This window comes from Streptomyces sp. bgisy159 (assembly GCF_965341775.1).
Lineage (GTDB): Bacteria > Actinomycetota > Actinomycetes > Streptomycetales > Streptomycetaceae > Streptomyces.
In genome coordinates this window covers 61552-88340 of record NZ_CBDQZH010000026.1, presented here as the reverse complement: position 1 = coordinate 88340, position 26789 = coordinate 61552, and the positions used below count along the sequence as shown (strand labels likewise).

Below are 26789 nucleotides of genomic sequence, written 5' to 3'. Positions count from 1 at the left end.
TCTCCTTGGAGTTCTGGTGTTGCGACCCACCGTATGACGGCGGGGGGAGGGAAGGTCTCAGGGTCTCGGTATACGGGCGGCCCGCCCTCGGGGGGCCGCCCGTACGGCGGGTCAGGCGCTGCGGTCGAGGGCGCGCAGCGAGCGGTCCGTGATGGACCGGGCGCCGCGGCCGATCGCGATCGTGCCGGACTGGACCAGCTCCTTGATGCCGTACGGCTCCAGCATCTTGAGCATGGCGGACAGCTTGTCGTTGCTGCCGGTGGCCTCGATCGTCACGGCCTCCGGGGAGACGTCCACGGTCTTGGCCCGGAACAGCTGGACGATCTCGACGATCTGGGAGCGGGTCTCGTTGTCGGCGCGCACCTTCACCAGAACGAGTTCCCGCTGGACGGCCTGCGACGGCTCCAGCTCGACGATCTTGAGCACGTTGACCAGCTTGTTGAGCTGCTTGGTGACCTGTTCCAGCGGCAGGTCCTCGACATTGACCACGATGGTGATGCGGGAGATGTCGGGGTGCTCGGTGACGCCGACCGCGAGCGAGTCGATGTTGAAGCCGCGCCGGGAGAAGAGAGCGGCGATCCGGGCCAGGATGCCCGGGGTGTTCTCCACCAGGACGGAGAGCGTGTGCTTGGACATGTCTTTCGTCTCTCTCGCTCAGTCGTCTTCGTTGTCGCCGAAGTCGGGGCGGACGTCCCGGGCGGCCATGATCTCGTCGTTGGAGGTGCCGGCGGCGACCATCGGCCACACCATGGCGTCCTCGTGGACGACGAAGTCGATGACGACGGGGCGGTCGTTGACGGAGTTCGCCTCCTCGATGACCTTGTCGAGGTCGTCGGGGGACTCGCAGCGGATCGCGTAGCAGCCCATGGCCTCGGACAGCTTCACGAAGTCGGGGACGCGGGTGCCCCGGGCGTCCGGGTTGACGTCGTGCGGGCCGCTGTGGAGGACGGTGTTGGAGTAGCGCTGGTTGTAGAACAGGGTCTGCCACTGGCGGACCATCCCGAGGGCGCCGTTGTTGATGACGGCGACCTTGATCGGGATGTTGTTCAGGGCGCAGGTGGTCAGTTCCTGGTTGGTCATCTGGAAGCAGCCGTCGCCGTCGATGGCCCACACCGTCTGTTCCGGGGCGCCGGCCTTGGCTCCCATCGCGGCCGGGACCGCGTAGCCCATGGTTCCGGCGCCGCCGGAGTTGAGCCAGGTGGCGGGCTTGTCGTACTCGATGAAGTGCGCGGCCCACATCTGGTGCTGGCCGACGCCGGCGGCGAAGATCGTGCCCTCCGGGGCGAGCTGTCCGATGCGCTCGATGACCTGCTGCGGGGAGAGCGAGCCGTCGTCGGGCTGGTCGTAGCCGAGCGGGTAGGTCTCGCGCCAGCGCTTCAGGTCCGTCCACCAGGCGCCGTAATCACCCCGGTGGCCCTCGGTGTGCTCCTTCTGCACCGCCTGGATCAGGTCGGCGATGACCTCACGGGCGTCGCCGACGATCGGCACGTCGGCGTCCCGGTTCTTGCCGATCTCGGCCGGGTCGATGTCGGCGTGGACGATCTTGGCGTACGGGGCGAAGCTGTCCAGCTTGCCGGTGACGCGGTCGTCGAAGCGGGCGCCGAGGGCGACGATCAGGTCGGCCTTCTGCAGGGCGGTGACGGCCGCGACGGAGCCGTGCATGCCGGGCATGCCCAGGTGCTGGGGGTGGCTGTCGGGGAAGGCGCCGAGCGCCATCAGGGTGGTGGTGACGGGCGCGCCGGTCAGCTCGGCGAGCACCTTCAGCTCGGCGGTCGCCTTCGCCTTCAGGACACCGCCGCCGACGTACAGCACGGGCCGCTTGGCGGCGGTGATCAGCTTGGCGGCCTCGCGGATCTGCTTGGCGTGCGGCTTGGTCACCGGACGGTAGCCGGGCAGGTCCATGGTGGGCGGCCAGGAGAACGTGGTCCGCGCCTGCAGGGCGTCCTTGGCGATGTCGACCAGGACCGGGCCGGGGCGGCCGGTGGAGGCGATGTGGAACGCCTGCGCGATCACCCGCGGGATGTCCTCGGCCTTGGTGACCAGGAAGTTGTGCTTGGTGATCGGCATGGTGATGCCGACGATGTCCGCCTCCTGGAAGGCGTCCGTGCCGATCGCCTTGGAAGCGACCTGGCCGGTGATCGCGACCATCGGAACGGAGTCCATGTGCGCGTCGGCGATCGGGGTGACCAGGTTGGTGGCGCCGGGGCCGGAGGTGGCCATGCAGACGCCGACCTTGCCGGTGGCCTGGGCGTAGCCGGTGGCCGCGTGGCCGGCGCCCTGCTCGTGGCGGACCAGGACGTGGCGGACCCGGGTGGAGTCCATCAGCGGGTCGTAGGCGGGGAGGATCGCACCGCCCGGAATGCCGAATACCGTGTCGGCGCCGACTTCCTCGAGAGAACGGATGAGGGACTGCGCGCCCGTGACGTGCTCGACGGGAGCGGAGTTGTGTCCTCCGGATCGGGGCCGCGGCTGCGGATGGGCCCCGGTGGCCTGCTCGGTCATCGGCATTCTCTTCTCGATGCTGAGGGTTTTGCGAGGGTTTGGGCGAACTACGACTGGTGCTGGTGCAACAAAAAACCCCTCGTGCCGTAGGGCAAGCGAGGGGAGCGCGCCGGTGGGGTCGCTGAGCGATCAGGGCTCAGCGTCAGCCGACGCGCTTTCCAAGTACGAGAATTCGGGTGCGCATGGCACTGACCCTCCCCCCGGCACGCACCCACTGTCAAGTGGGTGGGACGGGGGTCTCATTATGTGAACGGAGGGTCGTGGTGGCGCCCAGGGTGCCCCCCTGCAGCACGGCCGGCACACTCCCGCTGTACACCGCCGCGCCCCCGCCCGCGAACGCCGGTTCGGCCGACGCGTGCGGCACCGGGTAGTGGCCGGATCCGAGCGCCCGGCGCAGCCGGTACTCGTCCAGCGGACCGGAGAACGCCATGCCCTGCCCGTGGGTGCAGCCCATCGCGCGCAACGCGACGACCTGCTCGGGCAGGTCCACGCCGTCGGCCACGGACTGCAGCCCGAGGTCGCCGGCGATGCGCAGCAGCCCGCTGGTGATCTTGTGCAGCCGGGCGGACTCCACGACGCCCTCCACCAGGCCTCGGTCGAGCTTGATGATGTCGACCGGCAGTCTGCGCAGCGCCGTGAGCGCCGCATAGCCGCTGCCGAAGCCGTCGAGGGCGATCCGTACCCCGAGTCGGCGCAGGGCGCCCAGGCGGCGCTCCAGCTCGTCCAGCGCGATCCCGGGGTCCGCGTCGGACAGCTCGACCACCAGCGCTCCGGACGGCAGTCCGTGGCGGGTCAGCAGGGCCTCGACCGAGCCGAGCGGCAGCGACCGGTCCAGTAGCCGGCGCGCGCTCATCCGCACCGCCACGGGGAGGACCACTCCGCTCGCGGCGCGCTCGGCGGCCTGCTCCACGGCCTCCTCCAGCACCCAGCGGCTCAGCTCGGACGTCCGGTCGCCCTCGTCGGCGACCCGCAGGAACTCCGCCGGGGTGAACAGCACGCCCTGCGAGGACCGCCAGCGTGCGTGCGCGGCGACCGCGGTGATCGCGCCGTCGTCCAGGCGCACGACGGGCTGGTGCAGCAGTGTGAACTCGCCGTCGTGCAGCGCGGCGCGCAGCCGGCCGGCCAGCTCCGCCCTGCGGACGACGTCCTGCTGCATCTGCGGCCGGTACAGCTCGACCCGGCCCTTACCGGCGGCCTTGGCCCGGTACATCGCCAGGTCGGCGTTGCGCAGCAGCTCGCCCGCGCCGAGACCCGGTTCGGCGAAGGCCACCCCGATGGAGGCGGCGACCCGGACCTCGTTGCCGTCGATGGTGTAGGGCTGGGAGAGCGTGAGCCGGAGGCGGTCGGCCAGCTCCAGGATGTGCCGTTCACGGGCGGACCGGTCCCGGGTGTGGTCGCCGACGATCAGGGCCGCGAACTCGTCGCCGCCCAGCCGCGCGGCGGTGTCGCCCTGGCGGACCGCCTCCTGGAGCCGCCGGGCGGCCTGGACCAGCAGTTCGTCGCCGGCCTGGTGCCCGATGGTGTCGTTGACCGCCTTGAAGCCGTCCAGGTCGATGAAGAGGACGGCGGTGTTGCGCAGCGCGGTGCCCCGGTCGGAGCTGCGCCGGCCGGACAGAGCCTGCTGGACCCGGCGCGTGAACAGGGAACGGTTGGGCAGGTCGGTGAGCGGGTCGTGCTCGGCGTTGTGCTGCAGCTGCGCCTGCAGGCGCACGCGCTCGGTCACGTCCCGGCTGTTGAAGATGAGGCCGCCGTGGTGGCGGTTGACCGTGGACTCGACGTTCAGCCAGCCTCCCCCGCTCTCGGCGTCGCCCGAGCGGGAGGTGCCCCCACCGCCCGAGCGGAAGCGGCACTCGATGCGCGTGGTGGGTTCGTCCTGGGGGCTGGCGGCGAGGAAGCGGCGCAGCTCGTGCACCACACAGCCCAGGTCCTCCGGGTGGATGAGACCGGCCAGTTCGGTGCCCACCAGCTCCTCCGCCGGGCGGCCGTAGACACCGGCGGCGGCCGGGGAGACGTACCGCAGGACCCCGCTGGGGGCGGCGATCATGATGACGTCGCTGGAGCCCTGCACCAGGGAGCGGAAGTGGTTCTCCTTCTGCGCCAGTTCGTGGGTGAGCGCCATGTTGTCGAGCAGCATGATGCCCTGGCGCACGACCAGCGCCAGGACGACGGTGCCCGCCGTCAGGAGGACCACCCGGTCGACGTCGCGACCGTTGAGGACGTTGTAGAGGATTCCCAGGGTGCAGACGGCGGCGGCGAGGTAGGGCGTCAGCGCGGCCAGCGACCCGGTGACGGGCCGGGTGGCCGGGATGCGCGGGTACTCCCCGCCGGGCGCCGACACGCCGGACACACCGGGTGCTCCGGACACGGAGGGTGTCGGGGCGGTGTACTGGGGGGCACCGGTTCGCTGTCGGGGCAGGTGCTCGTGCACCACGCGCGTGTGCCCCTCGGACTCGCCGGGCCCGAGATGGCGGGGCGCGGCCCAGGGGGCGTAGGCGAGCAGCAGCGAGCCGGCGAACCAGCCGGCGTCGAGCAACTGGCCGGAACGGTAGGCATGGTGGAGCAGAGGGGAGGTGAACAGGGCATCGCACATCACCGTCAGGGCGAGCGCCCCGATCGCGGTGTTGACGGCCGTGCGGTTGACGGCCGTGCGGCGGAAGTGCAGCACCAGCACCATGCTCACCAGGGCGATGTCCAGCAGCGGGTACGCCAGGGAGAGCGCGGCGTGCGCGACGCTGGCCCCCTCGAACCGGGCGGCCTGGGCGAGCGCCAGGCTCCACGACAGGGTGAGCAGCGACCCGGCGATCAGCCAGGCGTCCAGCGCCAGACAGACCCAGCCGGCCTTGTTCGCGGGCCGGGTGGCGAGGACCAGCAGGCCGACGATCGCGGGCGGCGCGAAGCACAGGAAGAACAGGTCGGCGTAGGAGGGGCTGGGCACGGGACGTTCCAGCAGCACCTCGTACCACCCCCAGACGCCGTTGCCCAGGGCCGCCATCGCCGAGGAGAGGGCGAACAGCAGCCAGGCGGGCCGGAAGCGGACGCGTCGGGTGCGCGCGTAGAGGAAGCAGGAGACGGCCGCGGTGCCCGCCGCGGCGCTGAGCCCGAAGTCACCCATCACGAGGGCGAGTTCGCTGGAGCCCCAGCCGAGCGCGGATCCGACGGCGTATCCCGCGCAGACCAGGGCCAGCACCAGTTGGTGGACCAGGCTCGACCGCCCCGGGCCGGCGGGCGGCGCACCGGCCGGGGCCGGTCCGGCCACGGGGTGCGCCCGAGGCGCTCCGTCGAGGAGGGTCGTGGAGGTCGGCGGCGGCGCGGTCACCGGGCCCTCCCGGTCGACACCGGTCCGGGCGCCGGCCGGGACCGGTGCGCGTGCCGTCGGCGGACGCCGTGCCTGCGGTGGTGATGGATGGGGTGGGTGTTCTGGCCGCGTCTGCGCGCGGCCGTGCGCCAGGGCCGCCGCCGGCGGCCCCACCGCGTCGGATCGGTCGTCCATAGGCCGTGCATCGCCCGTCGCCCCCCTCACAAGTCTGAAATGTCCATCCCCGGCGCCGAAACGGTGCGCGGCGCAGCCCCTGTCGGGACGATACACCAGTCTCGTCACTCAGGGACATAGTTCCTCTACGCTCCGTGACGGTCGACGCGGGGCGCGCACGGCCCGCGTCCGGGGCGCTGCGGAGGGTGCCCGAAGCGGACTACGCGGTTGCCGCGCCCGTCGTGAGGATCACGTGGCGCAGTGGCTCCCGGTTCACGAATCGCTCCAACTGGTCGGCCAGCAGGCGCTTGGCACGCGGCAGGAACGCGGAGCTGGGGCCGCCGACGTGCGGGGTGATGAGCACCCCGGGCGCGCTCCACAGCGGGTGGCCCGGCGGCAGCGGCTCGGGGTCGACGACATCCAGGGCGGCGACGAGGCGGCCGCTCTCCAGCTCCGTGAGCAGGGCGCCGGTGTCCACGACCGCGCCCCGGGCGACGTTCACCAGCAGCGCACCGTCCTTCATCCGCGCCAGGAAGTCCTTGTCCACCAGGCCGCGGGTGGCTTCCGTCAGGGGTGTGGAGAGGATCACCACGTCCGCCTCGGGGAGCAGGGCGGGCAGTTCGGTGATCGGGTGCACCGGCCCGCGCGCCGTGGTGCGCTCGGAGCGCGCGACGCGCGCCACCCGCGCAAGTTCGAACGGCGCGAGCCGGTCCTCGATGGCGGCGCCGATCGCCCCGTAGCCGACGATCAGGACGCTCTTGTCGGCGAGCGCGGGCCGGAACCCGGTCAGCCACCGCTCCTCGCGCTGTGCCCGCACGAAGCCGGGGATGTCGCGCAGGGCGGCGAGCGTGAGGGTCAGCGCGAGCTCCGCGGTGCTCGCCTCGTGCACTCCGCGCGCGTTGCACAGCGCCACCCCCGGCCGCAGGTCGGCCAGGTTCGCGCTGACGTCGTCGACGCCGGCGGTGAGGGTCTGTACGAGCCGGACGTTGCGCAGTTCACGGAGCGGACGCACCTTCACCGACTGTCGCTTCATGTACGGCACCACGTACACGGCGCAGTCGGCGGGGTCGCCCGGATAGGGCTGGTCACCGTCCTTCCCGCCGTCCCAGAACAGGTAGTTGAGACCGTCCGGCAGCCCGTCGATGCCGTCGGGCGGGATGGGCAGCCACACGTCGCGCACCAGGTCGTTCGTCATGCCCGGGAGGCTACGTCAGGCACGCGCGCGTGCAGAGGTTAGGTTGGTGGTCGGCACAGGGAGGGTCACGGGCAGGTGGAGTGCAGGACGATCGGCGCGGGGGCACTCGGGGTGGGGTCCGTCGGACTCGGGTGCATGCCGATGAGCTGGGGCTACAGCGCGTCCCGGCGGCGGGGCGAGGAGTCGCTGAGGGCGGTCCACCGGGCGCTGGACCTGGGGTCGTCGCTGCTGGACACCGCCGACATGTACGGGCCGTTCACCAACGAGCTGCTGCTGGGCCGGGTCCTCAAGGAGCGTCGGGCGGACGCGTTCGTGGCGACGAAGGTGGGCCTGCTGGCCGGCGACCAGCACATCGTGGCCAACGGCCGCCCGGGCTACGTGCGCAGGGCCTGTGACGCGTCGCTGCGCCGGCTGCAGACGGACGTGATCGACCTCTACCAGTTGCACCGCGCCGACCCGGAGGTCCCCGTGGAGGAGACCTGGGGGGCGATGGCCGAGCTGGTCCAGGCGGGAAAGGTGCGGGCGTTGGGCCTGTGCGCGGTCGGGGTGCGTGGCGGGCGGCGGACGGGCGGGGCCCGGCTGTACGACGCGACGTTGCGCCAACTGCGAAGGGTGCAGCAGGTGTTTCCGGTGAGCGCGGTGCAGGCCGAGCTGTCGGTGTGGTCGCCGGAGGCGCTGGAGGCGCTGCTGCCGTGGTGTGCGGAGCGCGGGGTCGGCTTCCTCGCGGCGATGCCTCTGGGGAACGGTTTCCTCACCGGGACCCTGACCCCCGGCCAGGGTTTCGAGCCGGAGGACATGCGGGCCCGGCATCCGCGCTTCACGGCCGAGATGATGGCCGCCAACCAGCCGATCGTGGCCGGCCTGCGCCGGATCGCCCGCCGGCACGGGCCGGACGTCACCCCGGCGCAGGTGGCGCTGGCCTGGGTGCTGTCCCGGGGCCGCCACGTGGTGCCGGTGCCGGGTACCAAGCAGGAGCGGTGGGTGCGGGAGAACGCCGGGGCGGCGGAGCTGCGGCTGACCTCGCGCGACCTGGCGGAGGTGGCGGCGCTGCCGGGCGCGCTGGGGTCCTGGGAGTGAGCACCGCCGCACCGGCTCTCACGGCGGGCGGTTGGAGTTCCGGTGATCGGGAACCTGGGAGGCGCGAGCGGTGTATGACAAGGAGAGATCACCGCGTCGAAGGGACCAAGATCGTGCGACGTCGAGCTGTGACGGCCGTGTTGGCCGCGGGCACGCTGCTGCTGACGGCCGGCTGTTCCTCCGATGACGCGGGCCCGCCCGGCGCCACCTCGCGGGGTGCCCCGTCCGCGCCGGCCACGCCCTCACCCCGGGCGACCGAGGAGACTCCGCCCGCCAAGGGGACGGTGACGGTGGTGCGCACGGTGGCCGAGGGCCTGCGCAGCCCCTGGGGCATCGCCCCGATCCCGGACGGCGACCTGCTGGTCGCCTCCCGCGACGAGGGCACGATCACCCGGGTCGACCCGGACACCGGCCGCAAGACCGAGCTGGGCGAGGTGTCGGGGGTCGAGCCGGGCGGCGAGGGCGGGCTGCTGGGCATCGCCCTGTCACCCGACTACGCCGCGGACCACATGATCTACGCGTACTTCACGTCGGCCTCCGACAACCGCGTGGTCCGCATGATCTACGACGAGAACAAGCCCGCCGGGGAGCAGCTCGGCGCACCGGACACCCTGTTCAAGGGGATTCCCAAGGGCGTCATCCACAACGGCGGGCGGATCGCCTTCGGCCCGGACCGGATGCTGTACGTGGGGACGGGTGAGACCGGCGACCGGGGGCTCGCCCAGGACGAGGACTCCCTGGGCGGCAAGATCCTCCGGCTCACCCCGGAGGGCGAGCCCGCCCCGGGCAACCCGTCGGCCGACTCGCCGGTGTACACCCTCGGCCACCGCAACGTGCAGGGCCTGGCCTGGGACCGCAAGCAGCGGCTCTTCGCCTCCGAGTTCGGCCAGGACACCTGGGACGAGCTCAACGCGATCAAGCCGGGCGACAACTACGGCTGGCCCGAGGTGGAGGGGCGTTCCGGCGACGGCGACTACCACGACCCGATCGCCCAGTGGCGCCCGGAGGAGGCCTCTCCCAGCGGCATCGCCTACGCGGAGGGCTCCGTGTGGATGGCCTGCCTGCGGGGCAACCGGCTGTGGCGGATCCCGTTGAAGGGCACGGAGACCTCGGCGCAGCCGCAGGCCTTCCTGACCGGCGAGTACGGGCGGCTGCGCACCGTGGTGGCGGCCGGGGGCGACCGGCTGTGGGTGGCCACCAGCAACACCGACGGCCGGGGCGACCCACGGAAGGGCGACGACCGCATCCTGGAGCTGCGGGTGAGCTAGCGCCTGTCCCCGGCGCCGTCCGGGCCTCTCGCCGCCTGCCGCGCCCCCGCCTGCCCCAAGGCGTCCGCTCCGTCGCCGCCTGTCGCGTCACCGTCCGCCTCGCCGCCGCCCGGGGCCGCGCCGCCCGGGTCCGCGCCGGGCGTGGCCCGAGGGTCCGCCTCGCCGTCGGCGGGGGCCCGCTTCCGCAGCCGTACGACGACCTTGCCTGAGTCGAGGTCCACCGGTCCTCGTCCCGGGTCGTTGTCTCCGACGTCCTCGCGGCTCAGTTCCAGCCGTTTCCGCTCGTCCCGGGTGTGCCTGCGACCCGGCGCGAACAGCTCTTCCAGGGCGTTGAACACGCGTGCTCCTTCCCGGGCCGCGGCGGAGCCGCCGGCGTGCCCGTCATCCGGTGCCCGCTCCCGCCGCCACCTCCGCCGGGAACAGGCCCAGCCGGTGGGCGACGGCCGCGGCCTCGCCCCGGCCCGAGACGCCCAGCTTGGAGAGGATGTTGGAGACGTGGACGCTGGCCGTCTTCGGGGAGATGAAGAGCTCCTCGGCGATCTGGCGGTTGGTACGCCCGGCGGACACCAGGCGCAGGACGTCCCGCTCACGGTTGGTCAGGCCGAGGGCGTCGGCCGGGGTGGGCGCGGACCGGGTGGCGTGGCTCAGGGTGAGCCGGGCGCGCTGGGCGAGGCGGCTGACGGCGTCGGCCAGCGGGCGGGCGCCGAGATGCTCGGCCACCGCGCCCGCCAGCCGCAACAGCTCGGTGGCGCGGGCCCGCTCGTCGTCGCCGGGGGCGGTGGCCAGCAGGGCCTCGGCGAGCCGGTGGCGCACCCGCGCGAGGTCGTACGGCCGCTGGAGCGGTTCCACGGCGGCGAGGGCCGCGCACCACTCGTCGGGGTCGAGCCGGCCCTCGGCGCGCATCAGTTCGGCGCGCACCCACTGTTCGTGGGCGCGCCACAGCGGGGCCCCGGTGGCCAGGCCCTTCGCCGTGGTGCGCAGCAGGTCGAGGATCCGGCCCCGCCCGGCCGCGGCGGCGGGCACACCCAGCGCGTCGGCCTCGGCGGTGGCGGCGGCGAGCACCAGCGGCCAGCCGTAGCGCTGGGTGCCGGGCGGCAGGCCGGCCTCCAGGGCGTGCTCCAGCTCGGCGCGGGCGCCGTCCAGCCGGCCCTCGGCCGCCGCGATGCCGAGGGCGAGCCAGCTCATCGGCAGGGAGTACTGGGGCATGACGTCGTGCGTGCCGAAGGAGCCGCGGGCGGTCGCGAGATGGCCGGCGGCCCCGGTCAGATCACCCCGGGCGAAGGCGAGTTGGGCGAGGCGGACCGAGCCGGCGGTGCGCGGCTTGGCGCTCTGCTCGAAGCGCTGGGCGTTGGCCGCGGCGGCCGCGGCATCGTCCCAGCGGCCGAGGGAGAGCAGGGACTCGGCGAGGTTGCCCCAGATCCACGCCTCGGCGTCGACCAGTCCGAGCCGACGCGCGACGGGCACGCCCTCCTCCAGCAGGGCGACGGCGTCCGCCGAGCGGCCGACGCCCTCCAGCACGGACGGCAGGTTGACCAGGGCGCGGCCCAGTTCGCTGTCCAGGCCGAGTTCCGCGGCCCGCGCCTTGACCTCGTACATCTCGGCGAGGCCGGCCTCGGTGTCGCCGGAGTCGACGCGCAGGCCGCCGAGGGTGAGGCGGGCGTTGAGTTCGATGTCGTGGGCGTCGACCATGCGCGCGTACTCGACGGCGCGTTCGGCGGCTGTCAGGGCGTCGGGGCCCGGTTCGTGCAGCATGCACCAGCTCGCGACGGCGGCGAGGACCTCGGCGTGCACCTCGGACGGCGGCAGACCGCGGACCAGGTCCTGGGCGGTGGCCAGTTCGGTCCAGCCGTCGCTGCGGGCGACGGCCTGCATCAGCCGGGAGCGCTGCACCCAGAACCAGGCGGAGCGCTGCGGGTCGGTGTCGTCGGCCAGCAGGCGCAGCGCCTTCTTGGTGATCTTCAGGGCGCGGTCGCGTTCGCCGCACAGGCGGCCCGCGACGGCGGCCTCGGCCATCAGGTCGAGATAGCTGAGCGTGGTGGTGGCGGGGTCGCAGCCGCAGGGGCGGTAGACCTCGGCGTGGTCGATCAGGCGCAGGCCGGCGCGGACGTTCTCCGGGGCGGTGTCCCACAGCTCCATCGCCCGCTCCAGAAGGCTCAGTTGCTCACTGTAGGCGTGGCGGCGGCGGGCCTGGACGGACGCGTCGAGGACGGCGGGCAGGGCCTTGGCCGGTTCGTGGGCGTGGTACCAGTAGCTGGCCAGCCGGGTGACCCGCTCGTCGGCGGGCACCAGCGCGGGGTCGGCTTCCAGTGCCTCGGCGAAGCGCCGGTTGAGGCGGGAGCGCTCGCCGGGCAGCAGGTCGTCGCTGACGGCCTCGCGGACGAGGGAGTGCCGGAAGCGGTAGCCGTCGCCGACGGGGGCCGCGGTGAGGATGCTGGCGTTGACCGCGGCCCGCAGCGCCTCGATGAGGTCGTCCTCGGGGAGCCGGGCGACCGCGGCGAGCAGCGGGTACTCGACGGTGGAGCCGCCCTCGGCGACCATCCGGGCGACCTGCTGGGCGTGCTCGGGCAGCGCCTCCACCCGCACCAGCAGCAGGTCCCGCAGGGAGTCGGTGAGACCGGTGCAGCAGCCCTCGTGGCCCGCGACGGCGAGTTCCTCGACGAAGAAGGCGTTGCCGTCGGAGCGGGCGAAGATCTCGTCGACCTGGGCGGGGTCGGGTTCGGCGGCGAGAATACCGGCGACCTGCCGGCCCACCTCCTCCCGGTTGAACCGGGCGAGTTCGATCCGGCGGACCGTGCGCAGCCGGTCGAGTTCGGCGAGCAGGGGGCGCAGCGGGTGGCGGCGGTGGATGTCGTCGGAGCGGTAGGTGGCCAGGACGACCAGGCGGCCGGTGCGCAGGGTGCGCAGCAGGTACGACAGCAGGTGGCGGGTGGAGGCGTCGGCCCAGTGCAGGTCCTCCAGGGCGACGACCACGGTGCGGTCGGCGGCGACGCGCTCCAGGAGCCGGGCGGTGAGCTCGAAGAGACGGGCCATGCCCTCCTCGTCGTGCCGTCCGGTGCGCGGCTCGCCGAACTCCGGGAGCAGGCGGGCCAGCTCCTCCTCCTGGCCGGCCGCCGCGGCGGCCAGTTCGCCCGGCAGGGCGGCGCGCAGGGCGCGCAGCGCGGTGGAGAACGGGGCGAACGGCAGCCCGTCGGCGCCGATCTCCACGCAGCCGCCGACGGCGACGACGGCGCCGGCGCGGCAGGCCGCGCCGGCGAACTCCTCGACGAGCCGGGTCTTGCCGACCCCGGCCTCACCGCCGACGAGCAGCGCCTGCGGCTCTCCCGCGGCGGCGCGGGCGAGCGCGTCGTGCAGGGTCTCCAACTCGGCGGCGCGGCCGACGAAGACGGGACTGACGGACCTGGTCTCCACGGGTCCGAGCATCGCACACGCTTCCGACATCGCCCCATCCCTTATCGGATCACCGGGAACGGCGCCGGCTCAGGCCGCCCGCGCGAACCGGTGGCGGCCGCTGAGGCGCCGGGTATGGGACTCGGGCTCGGCGTTCTTCCGTGCCTGACGCCGGGCGCGCAGGGCCTCGCGGACCAGCCGGTCCTGCCGGGCCCGGCGGATCAGCTCGGCGGAACGGTGCTGGTGCAGTTCGTAGGCGTACATGGTGTCCCCCTCGGACGACGGTTTCTGGCATCGCTGTGTGCGATGCCCCAACCTTCGTCTCCCAGGGGGGCCGGTCGCATCGGGAGAGTGCCGCATCTTGGGGGGCGGGGCGGGTCCTTAGGCGGGGCCGGCGGGGACTTAGCGGAGCCCCGGGTCCTCAGACGGGGCCGCCTCTCCCCGGGGCAGCCTCAGCCGGCCGACGGCAGTCCGAGCAGGGCGTCGCTGTACGTGAGGACGGCCAGGAGCAGTCCTACGAGGCCCAGCGCGACGCCCGCCCAGGCGGCCGACCGGATCCACCCGGACTGGGGCCGGCCCGGGACACCGAAGGCGGGGCGCAACAGCACCACGACGGCGGTGACCAGAGCGGCCAGCGCGAACAGGCCCGCCCAGAGCGCGGTGGTGTGCCAGGCGTCGCCGTAGACCTCCTGGATCTGCCGGGCGACGCTCGCGCCCGACGAGGTCTCCAGCCGGCCGACGAGGGTCTCGCGGGCTGCGGCGACGGTGCCGGTCCAGCCGCCGGTGAGCGAGACCACGCCGAGCGCGACGGAGACGATGGCCCCGGCGCCTTGCCCGACCTCCGACGAGCCGCCCTTCTCGCCGGCGTCGATGCTCACGGTGTTCTCGGTCTCGGCGTCGCCGACCGTCGCGGGGGTCTCGGCGGTCGCGGGGGTCTCGGCGGTCACGGAAGCCGCTGAAGTCTCCGCGGTCTCGGGAGTCTCCGCGGTCTCGGCGGTAGTCCTGGTGTCCATGCCCGGCACCGTACGGACGCTGTCTGAGAGGCCCCTTAATGATCGGCGCGTGCCTCACGCGCGCGTGCCTCACGCCATTCGGGGGCGAGCACCGCCCACAGTTCGGTGCTGGTGCGCACGCCCCGGTAGGGGTAGTTCTCGCGGAGCACGCCCTCGCGGGTCATGCCCAGCCGGCGGGCCACGTTGAGGCTGGCCTCGTTGGCCGTGGAGGCGTACCACTCGGCGCGGTGCATGCCGCGGTCGTCGAACGCCCAGTCCAGCAGGGTCCGCATCCCGCGGGTGACGAGGCCGCGCCCCGCCGCCGCGGGCACCAGCCAGCAGCCGGCCTCGCAGACACCGAGGGAGGTGTCCCACACCCGGAACAGCAGTCCGCCGACGAGCTCGCCGTCCAGCCACAGCCCGTGCAGGCTGCCGGCGTCGGCGGCGCGCTTCTCGGCGTACGACCGCAGGTAGGACCGGGCCGTCTCCAGGTCGGTGATCCTGTCCGGCAGGCCGACGTGGCGGCCGATGAACTCCCGGCCCCGGTCGATGTTGGCGAGCAGGTCCTCGGCGTGCCAGACCTCCAGGGGCCGCAGTTCGGCGCCGTCCTCACCCAGGGATTTCGCGTACATCCCGCTGGTCCTGCTCCTTCTCCAGTTCCGCCACGACGTCCGTGAGCCTCTCATGGGCGGCTGCACGGCACTCGGGCGGCTCGATGCTGATGCGGGGCATGCGGCGGTCCAGCCAGGCGGGCAGCCACCAGTTGGCGCCGCCGAGCAGGTGCATCAGGGCCGGGACGAGGAGGGTGCGCAGGACGAAGGCGTCCAGGGCGACGGCGGAGGCCAGCGCGATGCCGAACATGGCGATCACCCGGTCGCCGCTGAGGACGAAGGCGAGGAACACCGAGATCATGATGACCGCCGCGGAGTTGATCACACGGCTGGTCTCGGCGAGGCCGACGCGGACGGCGACCCGGTTGTCGCCGGTCTCCAGCCACTCCTCGTACATCCGGCTGATCAGGAAGACCTGGTAGTCCATGGAGAGCCCGAAGAGGACCGACACCATGATCACCGGGAGGAAGGGCTCGATCGGGCCCGCGCGGCCGAGGCCGAGCAGTTCGCTGCCCCAGCCCCACTGGAAGATCGCGACGACCACGCCGAAGGCGGCGGCGACGGCGGCCACGTTCATCGCGGCCGCCTTCAGCGGGATGGCGACCGACCGGAAGGCGAGCAGGAGCAGCAGGCAGCCCAGTCCGATGACGACCCCGACGAACAGGGGCAGCTTGCCGACGATGACGTCCGCGAAGTCGTCGTATCCGGCCGTGACGCCGCCGACCTGGACGTCGAGCGAAGTGCCGCTCTCGGCGCGGGGCAGCACCTCGGTGCGCAGCCGGTCGACGAGGTCGCTGGTCGCCCGGGACTGCGGCGCGGAGTCGGGGACGACGGTCAGGTACGCCGTCGTCCCGTGCGAGTCGTAGATGACCGGCGTGACGGAGGCGACGCCGTCGGTGGCGCGCAGGGTGGTGTCCAGGCCGTCGAGGGCGAGCCGGTCCTCGGCGCCGTCCACGTGGGTCACCAGGGTGAGCGGTCCGTTGACGCCGGGGCCGAAGCCGTCGGCGAGCAGGTCGTAGGCCTGGCGGGTGGTGCTGGTCTGCGGGTCGTTGCCCTGGTCGGAGGTGCCCAGGCGCAGGCCCATGGTGGGCAGCGCCAGCAGGGCGATGACGGCGAGGGCGAGGGCGCCGAGGGCCTTGGGCCGGCGCTCGACGAACGCCGACCAGCGGGCGGCGAGCCCGGTCGGTACCTCGGGCTCCGGGCCCAGCTCGGTCAGCCGGCGGCGCTCGCGGCGGCTGAGGGCGCGCGGGCCGATGAAGGACAGCAGGGCGGGCAGCAGGGTCACCGAGGCGGCGACGGTGAGGACGACGGTCAGGGATGCGGCCATCGCGACGCCGTTGAGGAAGTTGAGCCGCAGGGTCAGCATGCCGAGCAGCGCTATGCACACGGTGGCGCCTGCGAAGACCACCGCGCGCCCGGTGGTGGCCACGGCCTGTGTCGCGGCCTCCGGCACGGACAGGCCCCGCTTCAGCCCGCGCCGGTGCCGGGTGACGATGAACAGCGCGTAGTCGATGCCGACGCCGAGCCCGATGAGCATGCCCAGCATGGGCGCGAAGTCGGCGACGGTCATGACGTGCCCGAGCAGCACGATCCCGGCGTAGGCGGTGCCGACACCGACCAGGGCGGTGGCGATGGGCAGCAGGGAGGCGGCGAGCGAGCCGAAGGCGAGGAAGAGCACCACCGCGGCGACGGCGACGCCGATGACCTCGGCGAGGTGTCCGCCGCTGGACTCGGTCAGCCCGACCGCGCTGCCGCCCATGGCCACCTGCAGGCCGTCGCTCTCGGCGGCCTCGGCGGTGCGCACGACGGCCTCGGCCTCGGTCCTGTCGATGTCCGAGGCCCGGTCCTCGAAGGTGACGGTGGCGTACGCGGTGCGGCCGTCCTCGCTGATCCGGCCGGTGCCGCCCTGATCGTCGTACGGGCTGGTCACGGTGGCGACGCCGGGCAGGTCCTCGATCTGCCGCAGGGTGCCGTTCATCGTCTGCTCGACGTCGGCGGCGCGCACGGTGCCGGAGTCGGTGTGCCAGACCAGGGTGTCGCTGTCGCCGCCGAGGTCCGGGAAGCTCTCGGCCAGCAGCCGGCCGGCCTGGCCGGACTCGGTGCCGGGGACCTGGTAGTCGTTGGAGTACGCGGTGCCGGCGACCGTGGCGCCGGCGGCGATCCCGCCGAAGGCGAGCAACCACAGCAGGACGGCGACAAGGCGGCGCTGGACACACCAGCGTGCTAGTGCTGCCACGACGTGCTCCCGAAAGGATTGGGGATCTTTGACCGGGAACAGTCGTCGATGGACGGAACAGCCCGCAAAGAACGCATGAGCAAACTGCTGCCACTCTTGCAGGACAAAGAGATCGATTGAGGCATTCGTGTGCTTCTTCACATGGCTGGGGGGCACATGGGAGGCACGTCACAGCCCCCGGACGTGGGGCGGGTCACAGCCGCCGGCCGCCCGGCTCTCCCCCGCGCTCAGTCGAGCTGGTCCCCCACGGCCATCACCATCACGCCGGCGATCAGCAGCCACAGGGCGCGCCGGGTGCGGCCCCGCGCGCCGAGAACGGCGGCGAGCGCGCAGACGGCGGCTCCGAGGGCGTAGGCGGCCGGGACGGTGGCCGGAACGGGTCCGGTCAGGCGCAGCAGGGCCGCGGCGAGTCCGGCCAGGGTGAGCAGAGCACCGGTGCCGACGGCGGCCCAGCGGGCGCGCCGGGCGTCTTCGGGGCCGTCGGTGCCGTCCTCGGCGTTGTCGGGGCCGTTCTCGGTGTCGTCGGTGGGGTCGGCGTCCGCCTCGGTGTCCTCGCGCCTGTCGAAGTCCGTACGTCCACTCATGGCGCGGGAGCGTACCTCGTACGGGTGAGTGCGGAATCGGCGCGTCCGGTGAAAGGGTGTCGGCCCCGGACCCGTACATGGTTTCCGAGAAACGCCGAAGACACCGAAGACGCCGAGAACGCCGAGAGCAAGGAGCCCCGTCACCGATGCCCGCCGACCGTGCCGATCTCGCCGAGCCAGCCGTGGTCCCCCCATCCGCAGGACCCACCGGACTCACCCTGCCTGCGCGCGCGTCCTGGACCTGGGCTGCGGACGGGCGCTCACCTCGGTGTTCCTGGCCCGGGAGTACGACGTCCAGGTCACCGCGGCCGACCTGTGGATCAGGCCGGACGAGAACGCCGCCCGGGTCGCCGAGGCCTGCTTCGCGGACCGGGTGTTCCCGGTGCACACCGAGGCGCACGACCTGCCGTTCGCGGAGGGCGGTTTCGACGCGATCGTCTCCGTCGACGCGTACCAGTACTTCGGCACCACCGACCTCTACCTTCCCACCCTGACGCGGCTGCTGAAGCCCGGCGGCCGGATCGGCGTCGTCGTGCCCTCGCTGCGCGAGGAGCCGACCGGCACCGAGCCACCGGAACACCTCGGGGAGCACTGGGACCCCGGGTTCTGGGCGTTCCACTCCCCCGCCTGGTGGCATCGCAACTGGACCCGCACCGGTGCCGTCGAGGTCGAGACGGCCGACTGGCAGCCGGACGGGTGGCGCGACTGGCTGCTGTGGAGCGAGGTCTGCGCCGAGGAGAGCCCGAGCGAGTTCACGGCGACCATGGCCCGCGACTCCGTGGACCTCCTCCGCGCCGACGCCGGCCGTTCGCTCGGTTTCGCCCGGATGGTGGGCCGCCGCCGCTGACACGCGCCCGGCCGGGCCGGCGGGTACGGCACATCCGGACGCGCAGGGGGCGCTTCGGACCGGATGCCCGAAGCGCCCCCTGCGGGCGGTGTGGGGTGCGGTGTGGGGTCAGCCCTCGCTGACGCCGAGCTTCTCCAGGATCAGCTCCTTGACGCGGGCCGCGTCGGCCTGGCCACGGGTGGCCTTCATGACCGCGCCGACCAGCGCGCCGGCCGCGGCCACCTTGCCGCCGCGGATCTTGTCGGCGACGCCCGGGTTGCCGGCGATGGCCTCGTCGACGGCGGTGCCCAGGGCCGAGTCGTCGGAGACGACCTTCAGGCCGCGCTTGTCGACGACCTCGTCCGGGGTGCCCTCGCCCGCGAGGACGCCCTCGATGACCTGGCGGGCCAGCTTGTCGTTCAGGTCGCCCTTGGAGACCAGCTCGGTCACCCGGGCGACCTGCGCCGGGGTGATCGCCAGCTCGTCCAGCGCCTTGCCCGACTCGTTGGCGCTGCGCGCCAGCTCGCCCATCCACCACTTGCGGGCGGAGGCCGCGTCAGCACCGGCGTCGATCGTGGCGACGATCGGCTCCAGCGCGCCGGCATTCAGGATCGCCTGCATGTCGGTGGCGGAGATGCCCCATTCGGCGAGGAGCCGGTTGCGGCGGGCCAGGGGCAGCTCGGGCAGACCGGCGCGGATCTCCTCGACCCACTCACGGGAGGGGGCGACGGGAACCAGGTCCGGCTCCGGGAAGTACCGGTAGTCCTCGGCCTCTTCCTTCACGCGGCCCGAGGTCGTCGACCCGGTGTCCTCGTGGAAGTGGCGGGTCTCCTGCACGATCGTGCCGCCGCTGTTCAGAACGGCCGCGTGCCGCTGGATCTCGAACCGGGCCGCACGCTCCACGGAACGCAGCGAGTTGACGTTCTTCGTCTCCGAGCGCGTACCAAACTTCTCGGTGCCGTTCGGGCGCAGCGACAGGTTCACGTCGCAGCGCATCTGGCCCATCTCCATCCGGGCCTCGGAGACGCCGAGCGCCTTGATGAGCTCGCGCAGCTCACGGACGTAGGCCCGCGCGACCTCGGGAGCGCGCTCCCCGGCACCGACGATCGGCTTGGTGACGATCTCGATGAGCGGGATGCCGGCGCGGTTGTAGTCCAGCAGGGAGTGGGACGCGCCGTGGATGCGGCCGGTGGCGCCGCCGACGTGCGTCGACTTGCCCGTGTCCTCCTCCATGTGGGCGCGCTCGATCTCCACGCGGAAGGTCTCGCCGTCCTCCAGCTGGACGTCGAGGTAGCCGTCGAAGGCGATCGGCTCGTCGTACTGGGAGGTCTGGAAGTTCTTCGGCATGTCCGGATAGAAGTAGTTCTTCCGGGCGAAGCGGCACCACTCGGCGATCTCGCAGTTCAGCGCGAGACCGATCTTGATCGCCGACTCGACGCCGGTCGCGTTGACGACCGGGAGCGCGCCGGGCAGGCCGAGGCAGACCGGGCAGGTCTGGGTGTTGGCGTCCTGGCCGAGAGCGGTCGAGCAACCGCAGAACATCTTGGTCTTGGTGCCGAGTTCGACATGGACCTCAAGGCCCATGACGGGGTCGTACGACGCCAGCGCGTCCTCGTACGACACCAGGTCGGTCGTGGTGGTCACGGTGTAGCTTCCCTCTCAGCCCAGCAGGACGTCGTCGTCGCCCAGCCGCTTCAGCTCGCGGTACAGGATGGCGAGGCCGGTGACGATGGCGGCGGCGGAGACGGTGGCGTCGATCAGCCGCAGCGTGTCGCTCTCCAGGCGCGCCTTCTTCATCTGCTTGACGACACTCACCGCGCCGAACGCGGTGGTGGCCATGGACAGGTACGTACCGGACTTGGACTTCTTGAAGTTCTTGGCCTTGGACAGCTTGCTCATAGCGACGGAGCCTCCTCCAGAAGCGGGTGCCCCCACTGTTCCACGAAGGCCGACTCGACGGCCGCGCCGACCTTGTACAGCCGGTCGTCCTTCATCGCGGGGGCGATGATCTGCAGCCCGACCGGGAGGTTGTCCTCGGGGGCGAGGCCGCAGGGCAGCGACATGGCCGCGTTGCCCGCCAGGTTGGTCGGGATCGTGCACAGGTCGGCGAGGTACATCGCCATCGGGTCGTCGGCGCGCTCGCCGATCGGGAAGGCGGTGGTCGGGGTCGTCGGAGAGACGATCACGTCGACCTGCTCGAAGGCCCGCTCGAAGTCGCGCGTGATGAGCGTGCGGACCTTCTGGGCGCTGCCGTAGTACGCGTCGTAGTAGCCGGAGCTCAGGGCGTACGTGCCGAGCATGATGCGGCGCTTGACCTCGGGGCCGAAGCCCGCCTCACGGGTGAGGGAGGTGACCTCCTCGGCGGAGTGCGTGCCGTCGTCGCCGGTCCGCAGGCCGTAGCGCAGGCCGTCGAAGCGGGCGAGGTTGGAGGAGCACTCGGAGGGCGCGATGAGGTAGTACGCCGACAGCGCGAGGTCGAAGGACGGGCAGTCCAGCTCGACGATCTCGGCGCCCAGCTCCTTCAGCAGCGCGACGGACTCGTCGAAGCGCTGGATGACGCCGGCCTGGTAGCCCTCGCCGCGGAACTGCTTGACCACGCCGACCCGCATGCCCGCCACGCTGCCGTTGCGGGCGGCCTCGACCACCGGCGGGACCGGTGCCTCGACGGAGGTGGAGTCCATCGGGTCGTGGCCGGCGATGACCTCGTGCAGCAGGGCCGCGTCCAGGACCGTGCGGGCGCAGGGCCCGCCCTGGTCGAGCGAGGAGGAGAACGCGACCATGCCGTAGCGGGAGACCGCGCCGTAGGTCGGCTTGACGCCGACCGTGCCGGTGACGGCGGCCGGCTGGCGGATGGAGCCGCCGGTGTCGGTGCCGATGGCGAGCGGGGCCATGTGCGCGGCGAGCGCGGCGGAGGAGCCGCCACCGGAGCCGCCTGGGATCCTGGTGAGGTCCCAGGGGTTGCCGGTCGGCCCGTAAGCGCTGTTCTCCGTCGAGGACCCCATGGCGAACTCGTCCATGTTGGTCTTGCCGAGGATCACGACGTCGGCGTCCTTGAGCCGCTTGGTGAGCGTCGCGTCGTACGGCGGGATCCAGCCCTCGAGCATCTTCGAGCCGACGGTCGTCGGGATGCCCTCGGTGGTGAAGATGTCCTTCAGCGCCAGCGGGACGCCGGCGAGCGGGCCGAGCTTCTCGCCCCGCTCGCGCTTGGCGTCCACGGCGCGCGCCTGGGCGAGGGCACCTTCGCGGTCGACGTGCAGGAAGGCGTGCACCTTCTCGTCGACTGCCTCGATGCGGGCCAGGTGGGCCTGGGTGACCTGGACGGCCGTCAGCTCGCCGGAGGCGATCTTCTCGGCGGTCTCGGCGGCGGTGAGCTTGATGATGTCCGTCATCGTGATCAGTCCTCCCCCAGGATCTGCGGCACCTTGAAACGCTGCTGCTCCTGGGCCGGGGCGCCGGAGAGCGCCTGCTCGGGGGTGAGCGACGGACGGACCTCGTCCACGCGCATGACGTTCGTCAGCGGGAGCGGGTGCGAGGTCGGCGGTACGTCTTGGTCGGCGACCTCGCTGACGCGGGCGACCGCGCCGATGATGTCGTCCAGCTGTCCCGCGAAGTGGTCGAGCTCTTCGGGCTTCAGCTCCAGACGCGCCAGCCGGGCGAGGTGGGCGACCTCCTCGCGCGTGATGCCAGGCATGCAGCGTTCCTCTGGGGTGAGTGAGTGTGGTTAGGGGCCAATCCTATGGGGCGGGGGGCCGTGGCCGTGCAACGGTTCGTCTCCCGGCTTCAGCGGCGGGTTCGCCGGGGCGTACGTGCCGGAGGCGGCGGAGTCGGCGAAGTCGCCCGCCCGGAGTGGCCGGGAGGGGGCGGCCGGGAGGGCCGAGCTGTGCGGGGCCGGGCCTACTCGGCCGCCGGCAGTGCCGCCCGCGGGCGCTGCCATCCCCGGGCGCCCCGCGCCCGCAGCCAGGCGGTCGTCTCCTCCGGGGGCATCGCCGCGGCGACCAGCCAGCCCTGCACGGCGTCACATCCCAGGTCGCGCAGTCGCTCCCAGGTCTCGTCGTCCTCGACGCCCTCCGCGACGACCAGCAGGCCCAGGGAGTGGGCGAGGTCCACCGTGCACCGCACGATCTCCGCGTCCTGCGCGTCGACCGCGAGGCGGGCCACGAACGACCGGTCGATCTTCAGTTCGCTCACCGGCAGCCGCCGCAGGTGCACCAGCGAGGAGTAGCCGGTGCCGAAGTCGTCCAGCGACATCTTCACGCCGTGCCCGGTCAGCCCGTTCAGCGTGTCCGCCGCCCGCTCGGGGTCCTCCAGCAGCACATGCTCGGTGATCTCCAGTTGCAGCGCCCCCGCCGGGACCCCGTGCCGCGCGAGCCGCGCCGCCACCGAGCCGGCGAAGCCGGGGGTGTGCACGTCGCGCGGCGAGACGTTCACCGCGACCGGCACGAACAGTCCCTGCGCCCGCCAGCGCGCGACCTGGCCGAGCGCGGTCTCCAGCACGTACTCCGTGAGGTGCGGCATCAGCCCCGACGACTCGGCGATGGCTATGAACTCGTCCGGCGGCACCTTCCCGCGCTCCGGGTGCACCCACCGCACCAGTGCCTCCAGGCCGGCGACCTGCCCGTCGAAGCGCACCTTCGGCTGGTAGTGCAGCTCCACCTCGTGCGCGTCCAGCGCCCGGCGCAGATCGCCCAGCAGACCGAGCCGGTCGGGGGTGTTGGAGTCCCGCTTGGACTCGTAGGCCTCCACGCCCGTGCGGTCCCGCTTGGCCTGGTACATCGCCACGTCCGCGCGCCGCAGCATGCCTTCGGCGTCGAGGGCGTGGTCGGGGAAGACGGCGACCCCGGCACTGGCCTCCAGCACGAGGGTGAGGCCGTCGAGGTCGAGCGGGGAGCTGAGGGCCGAGACCAGTCCGCGGGCCACCCGGGTGGCGGAGGTGGTGGAGTCGGCCACCGGCAGTAAGACGGCGAACTCGTCGCCGCCGAGCCGCGCCACCTCCGCACCGCGCGGCAGCGCCAGGCGCAGCCGGTCGGCTATCTGCAGCAGTAGCCGGTCACCGGCGAGATGACCGAGTGTGTCATTGACCGACCGGAAACGATCGAGGTCGATGAGCATCAGGGCGGCCCGGGCACCGATCCGCTCGGCCTCGTCCAGCGCGGTCCAGATGCGTTCCAGCAGCCACTGCCGGTTGGGCAGCCCGGTCAGCGGGTCGCGCAATTGCTCCTCGGCCCGGGCCCGGGCTATCCACAGGGTGGAGTCGAGGGCGATGAGCGGGATGGCGAACAGCGGCAGCAGGATCGGCTTGGCCACCGCCACCACGCACACCAGCGGGGCGATCCCCAGCAGGGCGACGGCCACCAGGCCCTGTCTGACCAGGGCGGTCCGGGCGACGGTGGGCAGGCCCCCGGAGCGCGGGGCGTGCAGGTACCACAGCAGCACCCGGGTGACGCTGAGGTAGGCGGCGGCGACCAGCATCACCTGCGGGGCGGTGTAGAACGTCCAGGTCGCCGGGTCCCAGGGGATCTCCACGGAGGGTATCCGGCCGAAGGCGGCCAGCAGGAGGGCGCCGGCGCCGATGCCGAGGATGTCCACCGCGCCGTGCAGCACCCCCTGCCGCCAGCGGTGGCGCCGGGCTATGCCGACCAGGACGACGACGGTGAGGCTGACCATGCCGGCCGGCACCCAGCCGTACAGCAGCAGGACGGCGAGGGTGAGGGCGGCGCCGGAGCCGGTGCCGCCCCACCAGCGGGAGCGGCCGAGCATCACGAGGTGGCCGACGATGATGCCGGTCAGCACGGCCAGCGACCAGCCGGCCACCCCCGACGGGAAGAGCGCGTGGTGGTCGGTGAAGGCGCGGTAGAAACCGGCGCCCAGGGTGAAGCCGGCCGCCGCGACGACGCCGGCGGGCAGCGCCGGCCAGGACAGGTGCCGCTCGTGCTCGCCGCCCGGCAGCCCGGCGACGGGTGCCGTGGACGGCACCGTGAGCGGTACGGCCGGGCGGGTGTCCACGGCGGTGGGCGCACCACCGCGCGCCGCCGTGCCCCGCGCGGGTGCGTCCGCGCCCGGACGGCGGGCCGACCACGCCGCCCAGCGGCTCGCCCACCAGGCACCGCCGGCCCGGCGGCCGGACAGCCGGGAGTCCGGGGCGGCGCTCTCGGTCGGTTCCATTCCCGTCCCTCTCACAGCCGGCGGTGCCCACGCCCCGCGGCCCGATGCCCGACAGCCATCAAACGGCGCCGCGTTGGAAAACCCTTGCCCCGGCCCTCACGAGCCCGTCGAGGACCACAGGGGTGCCCCCGACCGAGACCGGGCACGGCGGGCGCACATCTCAACAGTAGGCCGCGGAAGGCTTTCACGGGCAGCGGTCGTCGACGGTCGCCCGAATGCGCCCCAGTCACCCGTAAGCATCCGGTATGCGCCGTTCGGGTGGCCTTCGACCGCTATTCCTCGACGGGCAGAGCGGCTTCGGCGGCGGCTTCCGGGCCCTGTTCCAGCAGGACACCGAAGCCGTCCTCGTTCAGAACCGGGACCTTCAGCTGCATCGCCTTGTCGTACTTCGATCCGGGGTTGTCACCCACCACGACGAAGGAGGTCTTCTTCGACACCGAACCGGTCACCTTCGCTCCTCTGGTCTGCAGCGCTTCCTTGGCGCCGTCCCGGGTGAAGTGCTCCAGGGTGCCGGTGACCACGACGGTCAGCCCCTCCAGCGGGCGCGGGCCCTCGTCCTCCGCGGCCCCCTCCTCCTCCGTCCGGACCCCGGCCGCCTTCCACTTGCGCAGGATCTCCTGGTGCCAGTCCTCGGCGAACCACTCCTTCAGGGAAGCCGCGATGATCGGCCCGACGCCCTCGGTGGCGGCCAGTTCCTCCTCGCTCGCCCGCTCGATCCGGTCGATGGAGCGGAACTCGCGCGCCAGGGCCTCGGCGGCCACCGGTCCCACGTGGCGGATCGACAGGCCGGTGAGGATCCGGGCGAGCGGGCGCTCCTTGGCCGCCGCGATGTTCTCCAGCATGGAGAGCGCGTTCTTCCTGGGCTCGCCCTGCTGGTTGGCGAACACCGTGGCGATCTTCTCCTCGCCGGTCTTCGGGTCCCGCTTGGGCAGCCCGCTATCCTGGTCGAGGACGTACGCCTTGATGGGCAGCAGCTGCTCGACGGTCAGGTCGAACAGGTCGCCCTCGTCGACAAGCGGCGGGTCCTTCGGCTCCAGCGGCTTGGTGAGCGCGGCCGCCGCGACATAGCCGAAGTGCTCGATGTCCAGCGCCTTGCGGCCGGCCAGGTAGAACAGGCGCTCGCGCAACTGGGCGGGGCAGCTGCGGGCGTTGGGGCAGCGCAGGTCGACGTCGCCCTCCTTCATGGGCCGCAGCGGCGTACCGCACTCGGGGCACTCGGCCGGCATCACGAACTCCCGCTCGCTACCGTCCCGCAGGTCGACGACCGGGCCCAGGATCTCCGGGATGACGTCACCGGCCTTGCGCAGCACCACGGTGTCACCGATGAGGACGCCCTTGGCCTTGACGACGTCCTGGTTGTGCAGGGTCGCGAACTCGACCTCGGAACCCGCCACCGTCACCGGCTCCACCTGGGCGTACGGCGTGACCCGGCCCGTGCGTCCGACCCCCACGCGGATGTCGACGAGCCGGGTGTTGACCTCCTCCGGCGCGTACTTGTAGGCGATGGCCCAGCGCGGGGCGCGCGACGTCGAGCCGAGGCGGCCCTGCAGCGGGATCTCGTCGAGCTTGACGACGACCCCGTCGATCTCGTGCTCCACCGAGTGGCGGTTCTCGCCGTAGTACTCGATGAACCGCCGTACGCCGTCGAGTCCGTCGACCACCTTGTTGTGCGAGGAGGTGGGCAGACCCCAGCTCCCCAGCAGGTCGTAGGCCTCGGAGAGCCGGGTGAGGCCCTCGTACCCCTCCAGGGCGCCGATGCCGTGGACCACCATGTGCAGGGGGCGGGACGCGGTGACGCGCGGGTCCTTCTGGCGCAGCGAACCGGCCGCCGCGTTGCGCGGGTTGGCGAACGGCTTGTCGCCGGCCGCCACCAGGCGGGCGTTGAGCTCCTCGAACTTCTCCATCGGGAAGTAGACCTCGCCGCGGATCTCGACGAGGGCGGGGACGTCCTCACCGCCGCGCAGCCGGTCCGGGATCTCCGCGATGGTGCGCACGTTGGGCGTGATGTCCTCGCCGGTGCGGCCGTCGCCGCGGGTGGCCGCGCGGGTGAGCCGGCCGTGCTCGTAGGTGAGGTTGACGGCGAGGCCGTCGACCTTCAGCTCGCACAGGAAGTGGTAGGCGGAGGTGCCGACGTCCTTGTGGACGCGCTCGCCCCAGGCGGCCAGTTCCATCGCGTCGAACGCGTTGTCCAGCGAGAGCATCCGCTGCCGGTGCTGGACGGCCGTGAACTCCGTCTCGTAGGCGCCCGCGACCTTCTGCGTCGGCGAGTCGGGGGTGCGCAGCGCCGGGTGCTCCTCCTCCAGCGCCTCCAGGGACCGCAGCAGGCGGTCGAACTCGGCGTCGCTGATGACGGGAGCGTCCTTCACGTAGTACCGGAAGCGGTGCTCCTCGACCTGTTCGGCGAGCTGGGCGTGCTGCTCCCGCGCCTCGGCGGGCACCGTCGTCTCCGCTTGCTTGTCGCCGGCCACCGTGTTGTCCTC

Annotated in this window: 19 protein-coding genes and 1 pseudogene; 3 read left to right on the top strand and 17 right to left on the bottom strand. The window is 72.7% G+C overall.

Annotation, left to right across the window (positions count from 1 at the left end):
• Window positions 1-111 precede the first annotated feature (111 nt).
• The 4 genes from ilvN to ACSLTV_RS23695 all read right to left on the bottom strand — a co-directional run bounded on the left by ilvN (window position 112) and on the right by ACSLTV_RS23695 (window position 7166).
• Window positions 112-636: an acetolactate synthase small subunit gene (gene ilvN, locus ACSLTV_RS23710; protein ID WP_205384320.1), complete on the bottom strand. Its 525-nt coding sequence runs from the start codon at window positions 634-636 to the stop codon at window positions 112-114.
• An 18-nt stretch (window positions 637-654) separates the two neighbouring features.
• Window positions 655-2502 carry an acetolactate synthase large subunit gene (locus ACSLTV_RS23705; protein WP_432137844.1) on the bottom strand — a complete coding sequence of 616 codons (1848 nt, stop codon included), beginning with the start codon at window positions 2500-2502 and terminating at the stop codon, window positions 655-657.
• A gap of 217 nt (window positions 2503-2719) precedes the next feature.
• A complete protein-coding gene (locus ACSLTV_RS23700; RefSeq protein ID WP_432137845.1) occupies window positions 2720-5818 on the bottom strand; it encodes a putative bifunctional diguanylate cyclase/phosphodiesterase in 3099 nt (1032 codons plus the stop codon).
• 373 nt (window positions 5819-6191) lie between these two features.
• Window positions 6192-7166, bottom strand: a complete 975-nt coding sequence (locus ACSLTV_RS23695; RefSeq protein WP_432137846.1) for a 2-hydroxyacid dehydrogenase — start codon at window positions 7164-7166, stop codon at window positions 6192-6194.
• Between the two features lie 75 nt (window positions 7167-7241).
• Here ACSLTV_RS23695 and ACSLTV_RS23690 point away from each other — a divergent pair, with 75 nt between their 5' ends.
• Window positions 7242-8243, top strand: coding sequence for an aldo/keto reductase (locus ACSLTV_RS23690; RefSeq protein ID WP_432137847.1), 1002 nt, complete (start codon window positions 7242-7244; stop codon window positions 8241-8243).
• 74 nt (window positions 8244-8317) lie between these two features.
• Window positions 8318-9511 carry a PQQ-dependent sugar dehydrogenase gene (locus tag ACSLTV_RS23685; RefSeq protein ID WP_432137848.1) on the top strand — a complete coding sequence of 398 codons (1194 nt, stop codon included), beginning with the start codon at window positions 8318-8320 and terminating at the stop codon, window positions 9509-9511.
• On the opposite strand, the gene ACSLTV_RS23680 is transcribed toward ACSLTV_RS23685, so the two are convergent.
• From ACSLTV_RS23680 to ACSLTV_RS23650, 7 genes are all read right to left on the bottom strand, one after another.
• A complete protein-coding gene (locus ACSLTV_RS23680; RefSeq protein ID WP_435612833.1) occupies window positions 9508-9849 on the bottom strand; it encodes a DUF6191 domain-containing protein in 342 nt (113 codons plus the stop codon). The genes ACSLTV_RS23685 and ACSLTV_RS23680 overlap by 4 nt on opposite strands.
• A gap of 43 nt (window positions 9850-9892) precedes the next feature.
• Window positions 9893-12931, bottom strand: coding sequence for a helix-turn-helix transcriptional regulator (locus tag ACSLTV_RS23675; protein ID WP_432157270.1), 3039 nt, complete (start codon window positions 12929-12931; stop codon window positions 9893-9895).
• 57 nt (window positions 12932-12988) lie between these two features.
• The gene (locus tag ACSLTV_RS23670) at window positions 12989-13162 is read right to left on the bottom strand and encodes a hypothetical protein (RefSeq protein WP_432137850.1); all 174 of its coding nucleotides are present in this window, start codon (window positions 13160-13162) and stop codon (window positions 12989-12991) included.
• Window positions 13163-13350: 188 nt separating this feature from the next.
• On the bottom strand, window positions 13351-13911 hold the full coding sequence (locus ACSLTV_RS23665; RefSeq protein WP_432137851.1) for a hypothetical protein: 561 nt from the start codon (window positions 13909-13911) through the stop codon (window positions 13351-13353).
• A 35-nt stretch (window positions 13912-13946) separates the two neighbouring features.
• Window positions 13947-14522 (bottom strand): GNAT family N-acetyltransferase, encoded by a 576-nt coding sequence (locus tag ACSLTV_RS23660; protein ID WP_432137852.1) that lies wholly within the window; start codon window positions 14520-14522, stop codon window positions 13947-13949.
• Window positions 14500-16737, bottom strand: a complete 2238-nt coding sequence (locus ACSLTV_RS23655) for an MMPL family transporter (protein ID WP_435612832.1) — start codon at window positions 16735-16737, stop codon at window positions 14500-14502. Before ACSLTV_RS23655 ends, ACSLTV_RS23660 begins: the two co-directional genes overlap by 23 nt.
• A 227-nt stretch (window positions 16738-16964) precedes the next feature.
• A complete protein-coding gene (locus tag ACSLTV_RS23650) occupies window positions 16965-17321 on the bottom strand; it encodes a hypothetical protein (RefSeq protein ID WP_432137854.1) in 357 nt (118 codons plus the stop codon).
• A gap of 223 nt (window positions 17322-17544) precedes the next feature.
• On the opposite strand from ACSLTV_RS23650, the pseudogene ACSLTV_RS23645 reads away from it, so the two are divergent.
• Window positions 17545-18168, top strand: a pseudogene (locus ACSLTV_RS23645) (methyltransferase domain-containing protein); the annotation flags it as partial.
• 108 nt (window positions 18169-18276) lie between these two features.
• Here the strand turns inward: ACSLTV_RS23645 and gatB are convergent.
• The 6 genes from gatB to ligA form a co-directional block, all read right to left on the bottom strand.
• On the bottom strand, window positions 18277-19791 hold the full coding sequence (gatB, locus tag ACSLTV_RS23640; protein WP_432137855.1) for an Asp-tRNA(Asn)/Glu-tRNA(Gln) amidotransferase subunit GatB: 1515 nt from the start codon (window positions 19789-19791) through the stop codon (window positions 18277-18279).
• A 15-nt stretch (window positions 19792-19806) separates the two neighbouring features.
• Window positions 19807-20046, bottom strand: a complete 240-nt coding sequence (locus ACSLTV_RS23635; RefSeq protein ID WP_432137856.1) for a hypothetical protein — start codon at window positions 20044-20046, stop codon at window positions 19807-19809.
• Window positions 20043-21536, bottom strand: coding sequence for an Asp-tRNA(Asn)/Glu-tRNA(Gln) amidotransferase subunit GatA (gatA, locus tag ACSLTV_RS23630; protein WP_432137857.1), 1494 nt, complete (start codon window positions 21534-21536; stop codon window positions 20043-20045). Before gatA ends, ACSLTV_RS23635 begins: the two co-directional genes overlap by 4 nt.
• Before the next feature lie 5 nt (window positions 21537-21541).
• Window positions 21542-21838, bottom strand: a complete 297-nt coding sequence (gatC, locus tag ACSLTV_RS23625; protein WP_095936815.1) for an Asp-tRNA(Asn)/Glu-tRNA(Gln) amidotransferase subunit GatC — start codon at window positions 21836-21838, stop codon at window positions 21542-21544.
• Window positions 21839-22041: 203 nt separating this feature from the next.
• Window positions 22042-24309 (bottom strand): putative bifunctional diguanylate cyclase/phosphodiesterase, encoded by a 2268-nt coding sequence (locus ACSLTV_RS23620; RefSeq protein WP_432137858.1) that lies wholly within the window; start codon window positions 24307-24309, stop codon window positions 22042-22044.
• Between the two features lie 272 nt (window positions 24310-24581).
• Entirely contained in the window at window positions 24582-26777 is a 2196-nt protein-coding gene (gene ligA / locus ACSLTV_RS23615; protein WP_435612831.1) for an NAD-dependent DNA ligase LigA, read from the bottom strand.
• Window positions 26778-26789 lie beyond the last annotated feature (12 nt).

Bases quoted from the DNA above. Each gene is read 5' to 3' on its own strand.
- gatA (WP_432137857.1), bottom strand. From the start codon at position 21,536: ATGACGGACATCATCAAGCTCACCGCCGCCGAGACCGCCGAGAAGATC.
- ACSLTV_RS23685 (WP_432137848.1), top strand. From the start codon at position 8,318: ATGACAAGGAGAGATCACCGCGTCGAAGGGACCAAGATCGTGCGACGT.
- ACSLTV_RS23620 (WP_432137858.1), bottom strand. From the start codon at position 24,309: ATGGAACCGACCGAGAGCGCCGCCCCGGACTCCCGGCTGTCCGGCCGC.
- ACSLTV_RS23695 (WP_432137846.1), bottom strand. From the start codon at position 7,166: ATGACGAACGACCTGGTGCGCGACGTGTGGCTGCCCATCCCGCCCGAC.
- ACSLTV_RS23665 (WP_432137851.1), bottom strand. From the start codon at position 13,911: ATGGACACCAGGACTACCGCCGAGACCGCGGAGACTCCCGAGACCGCG.
- ACSLTV_RS23660 (WP_432137852.1), bottom strand. From the start codon at position 14,522: ATGTACGCGAAATCCCTGGGTGAGGACGGCGCCGAACTGCGGCCCCTG.
- ACSLTV_RS23635 (WP_432137856.1), bottom strand. From the start codon at position 20,046: ATGAGCAAGCTGTCCAAGGCCAAGAACTTCAAGAAGTCCAAGTCCGGT.
- ACSLTV_RS23670 (WP_432137850.1), bottom strand. From the start codon at position 13,162: ATGTACGCCTACGAACTGCACCAGCACCGTTCCGCCGAGCTGATCCGC.
- gatC (WP_095936815.1), bottom strand. From the start codon at position 21,838: ATGCCTGGCATCACGCGCGAGGAGGTCGCCCACCTCGCCCGGCTGGCG.
- ACSLTV_RS23675 (WP_432157270.1), bottom strand. From the start codon at position 12,931: ATGCTCGGACCCGTGGAGACCAGGTCCGTCAGTCCCGTCTTCGTCGGC.
- ACSLTV_RS23650 (WP_432137854.1), bottom strand. From the start codon at position 17,321: ATGAGTGGACGTACGGACTTCGACAGGCGCGAGGACACCGAGGCGGAC.
- ACSLTV_RS23705 (WP_432137844.1), bottom strand. From the start codon at position 2,502: ATGACCGAGCAGGCCACCGGGGCCCATCCGCAGCCGCGGCCCCGATCC.
- ilvN (WP_205384320.1), bottom strand. From the start codon at position 636: ATGTCCAAGCACACGCTCTCCGTCCTGGTGGAGAACACCCCGGGCATC.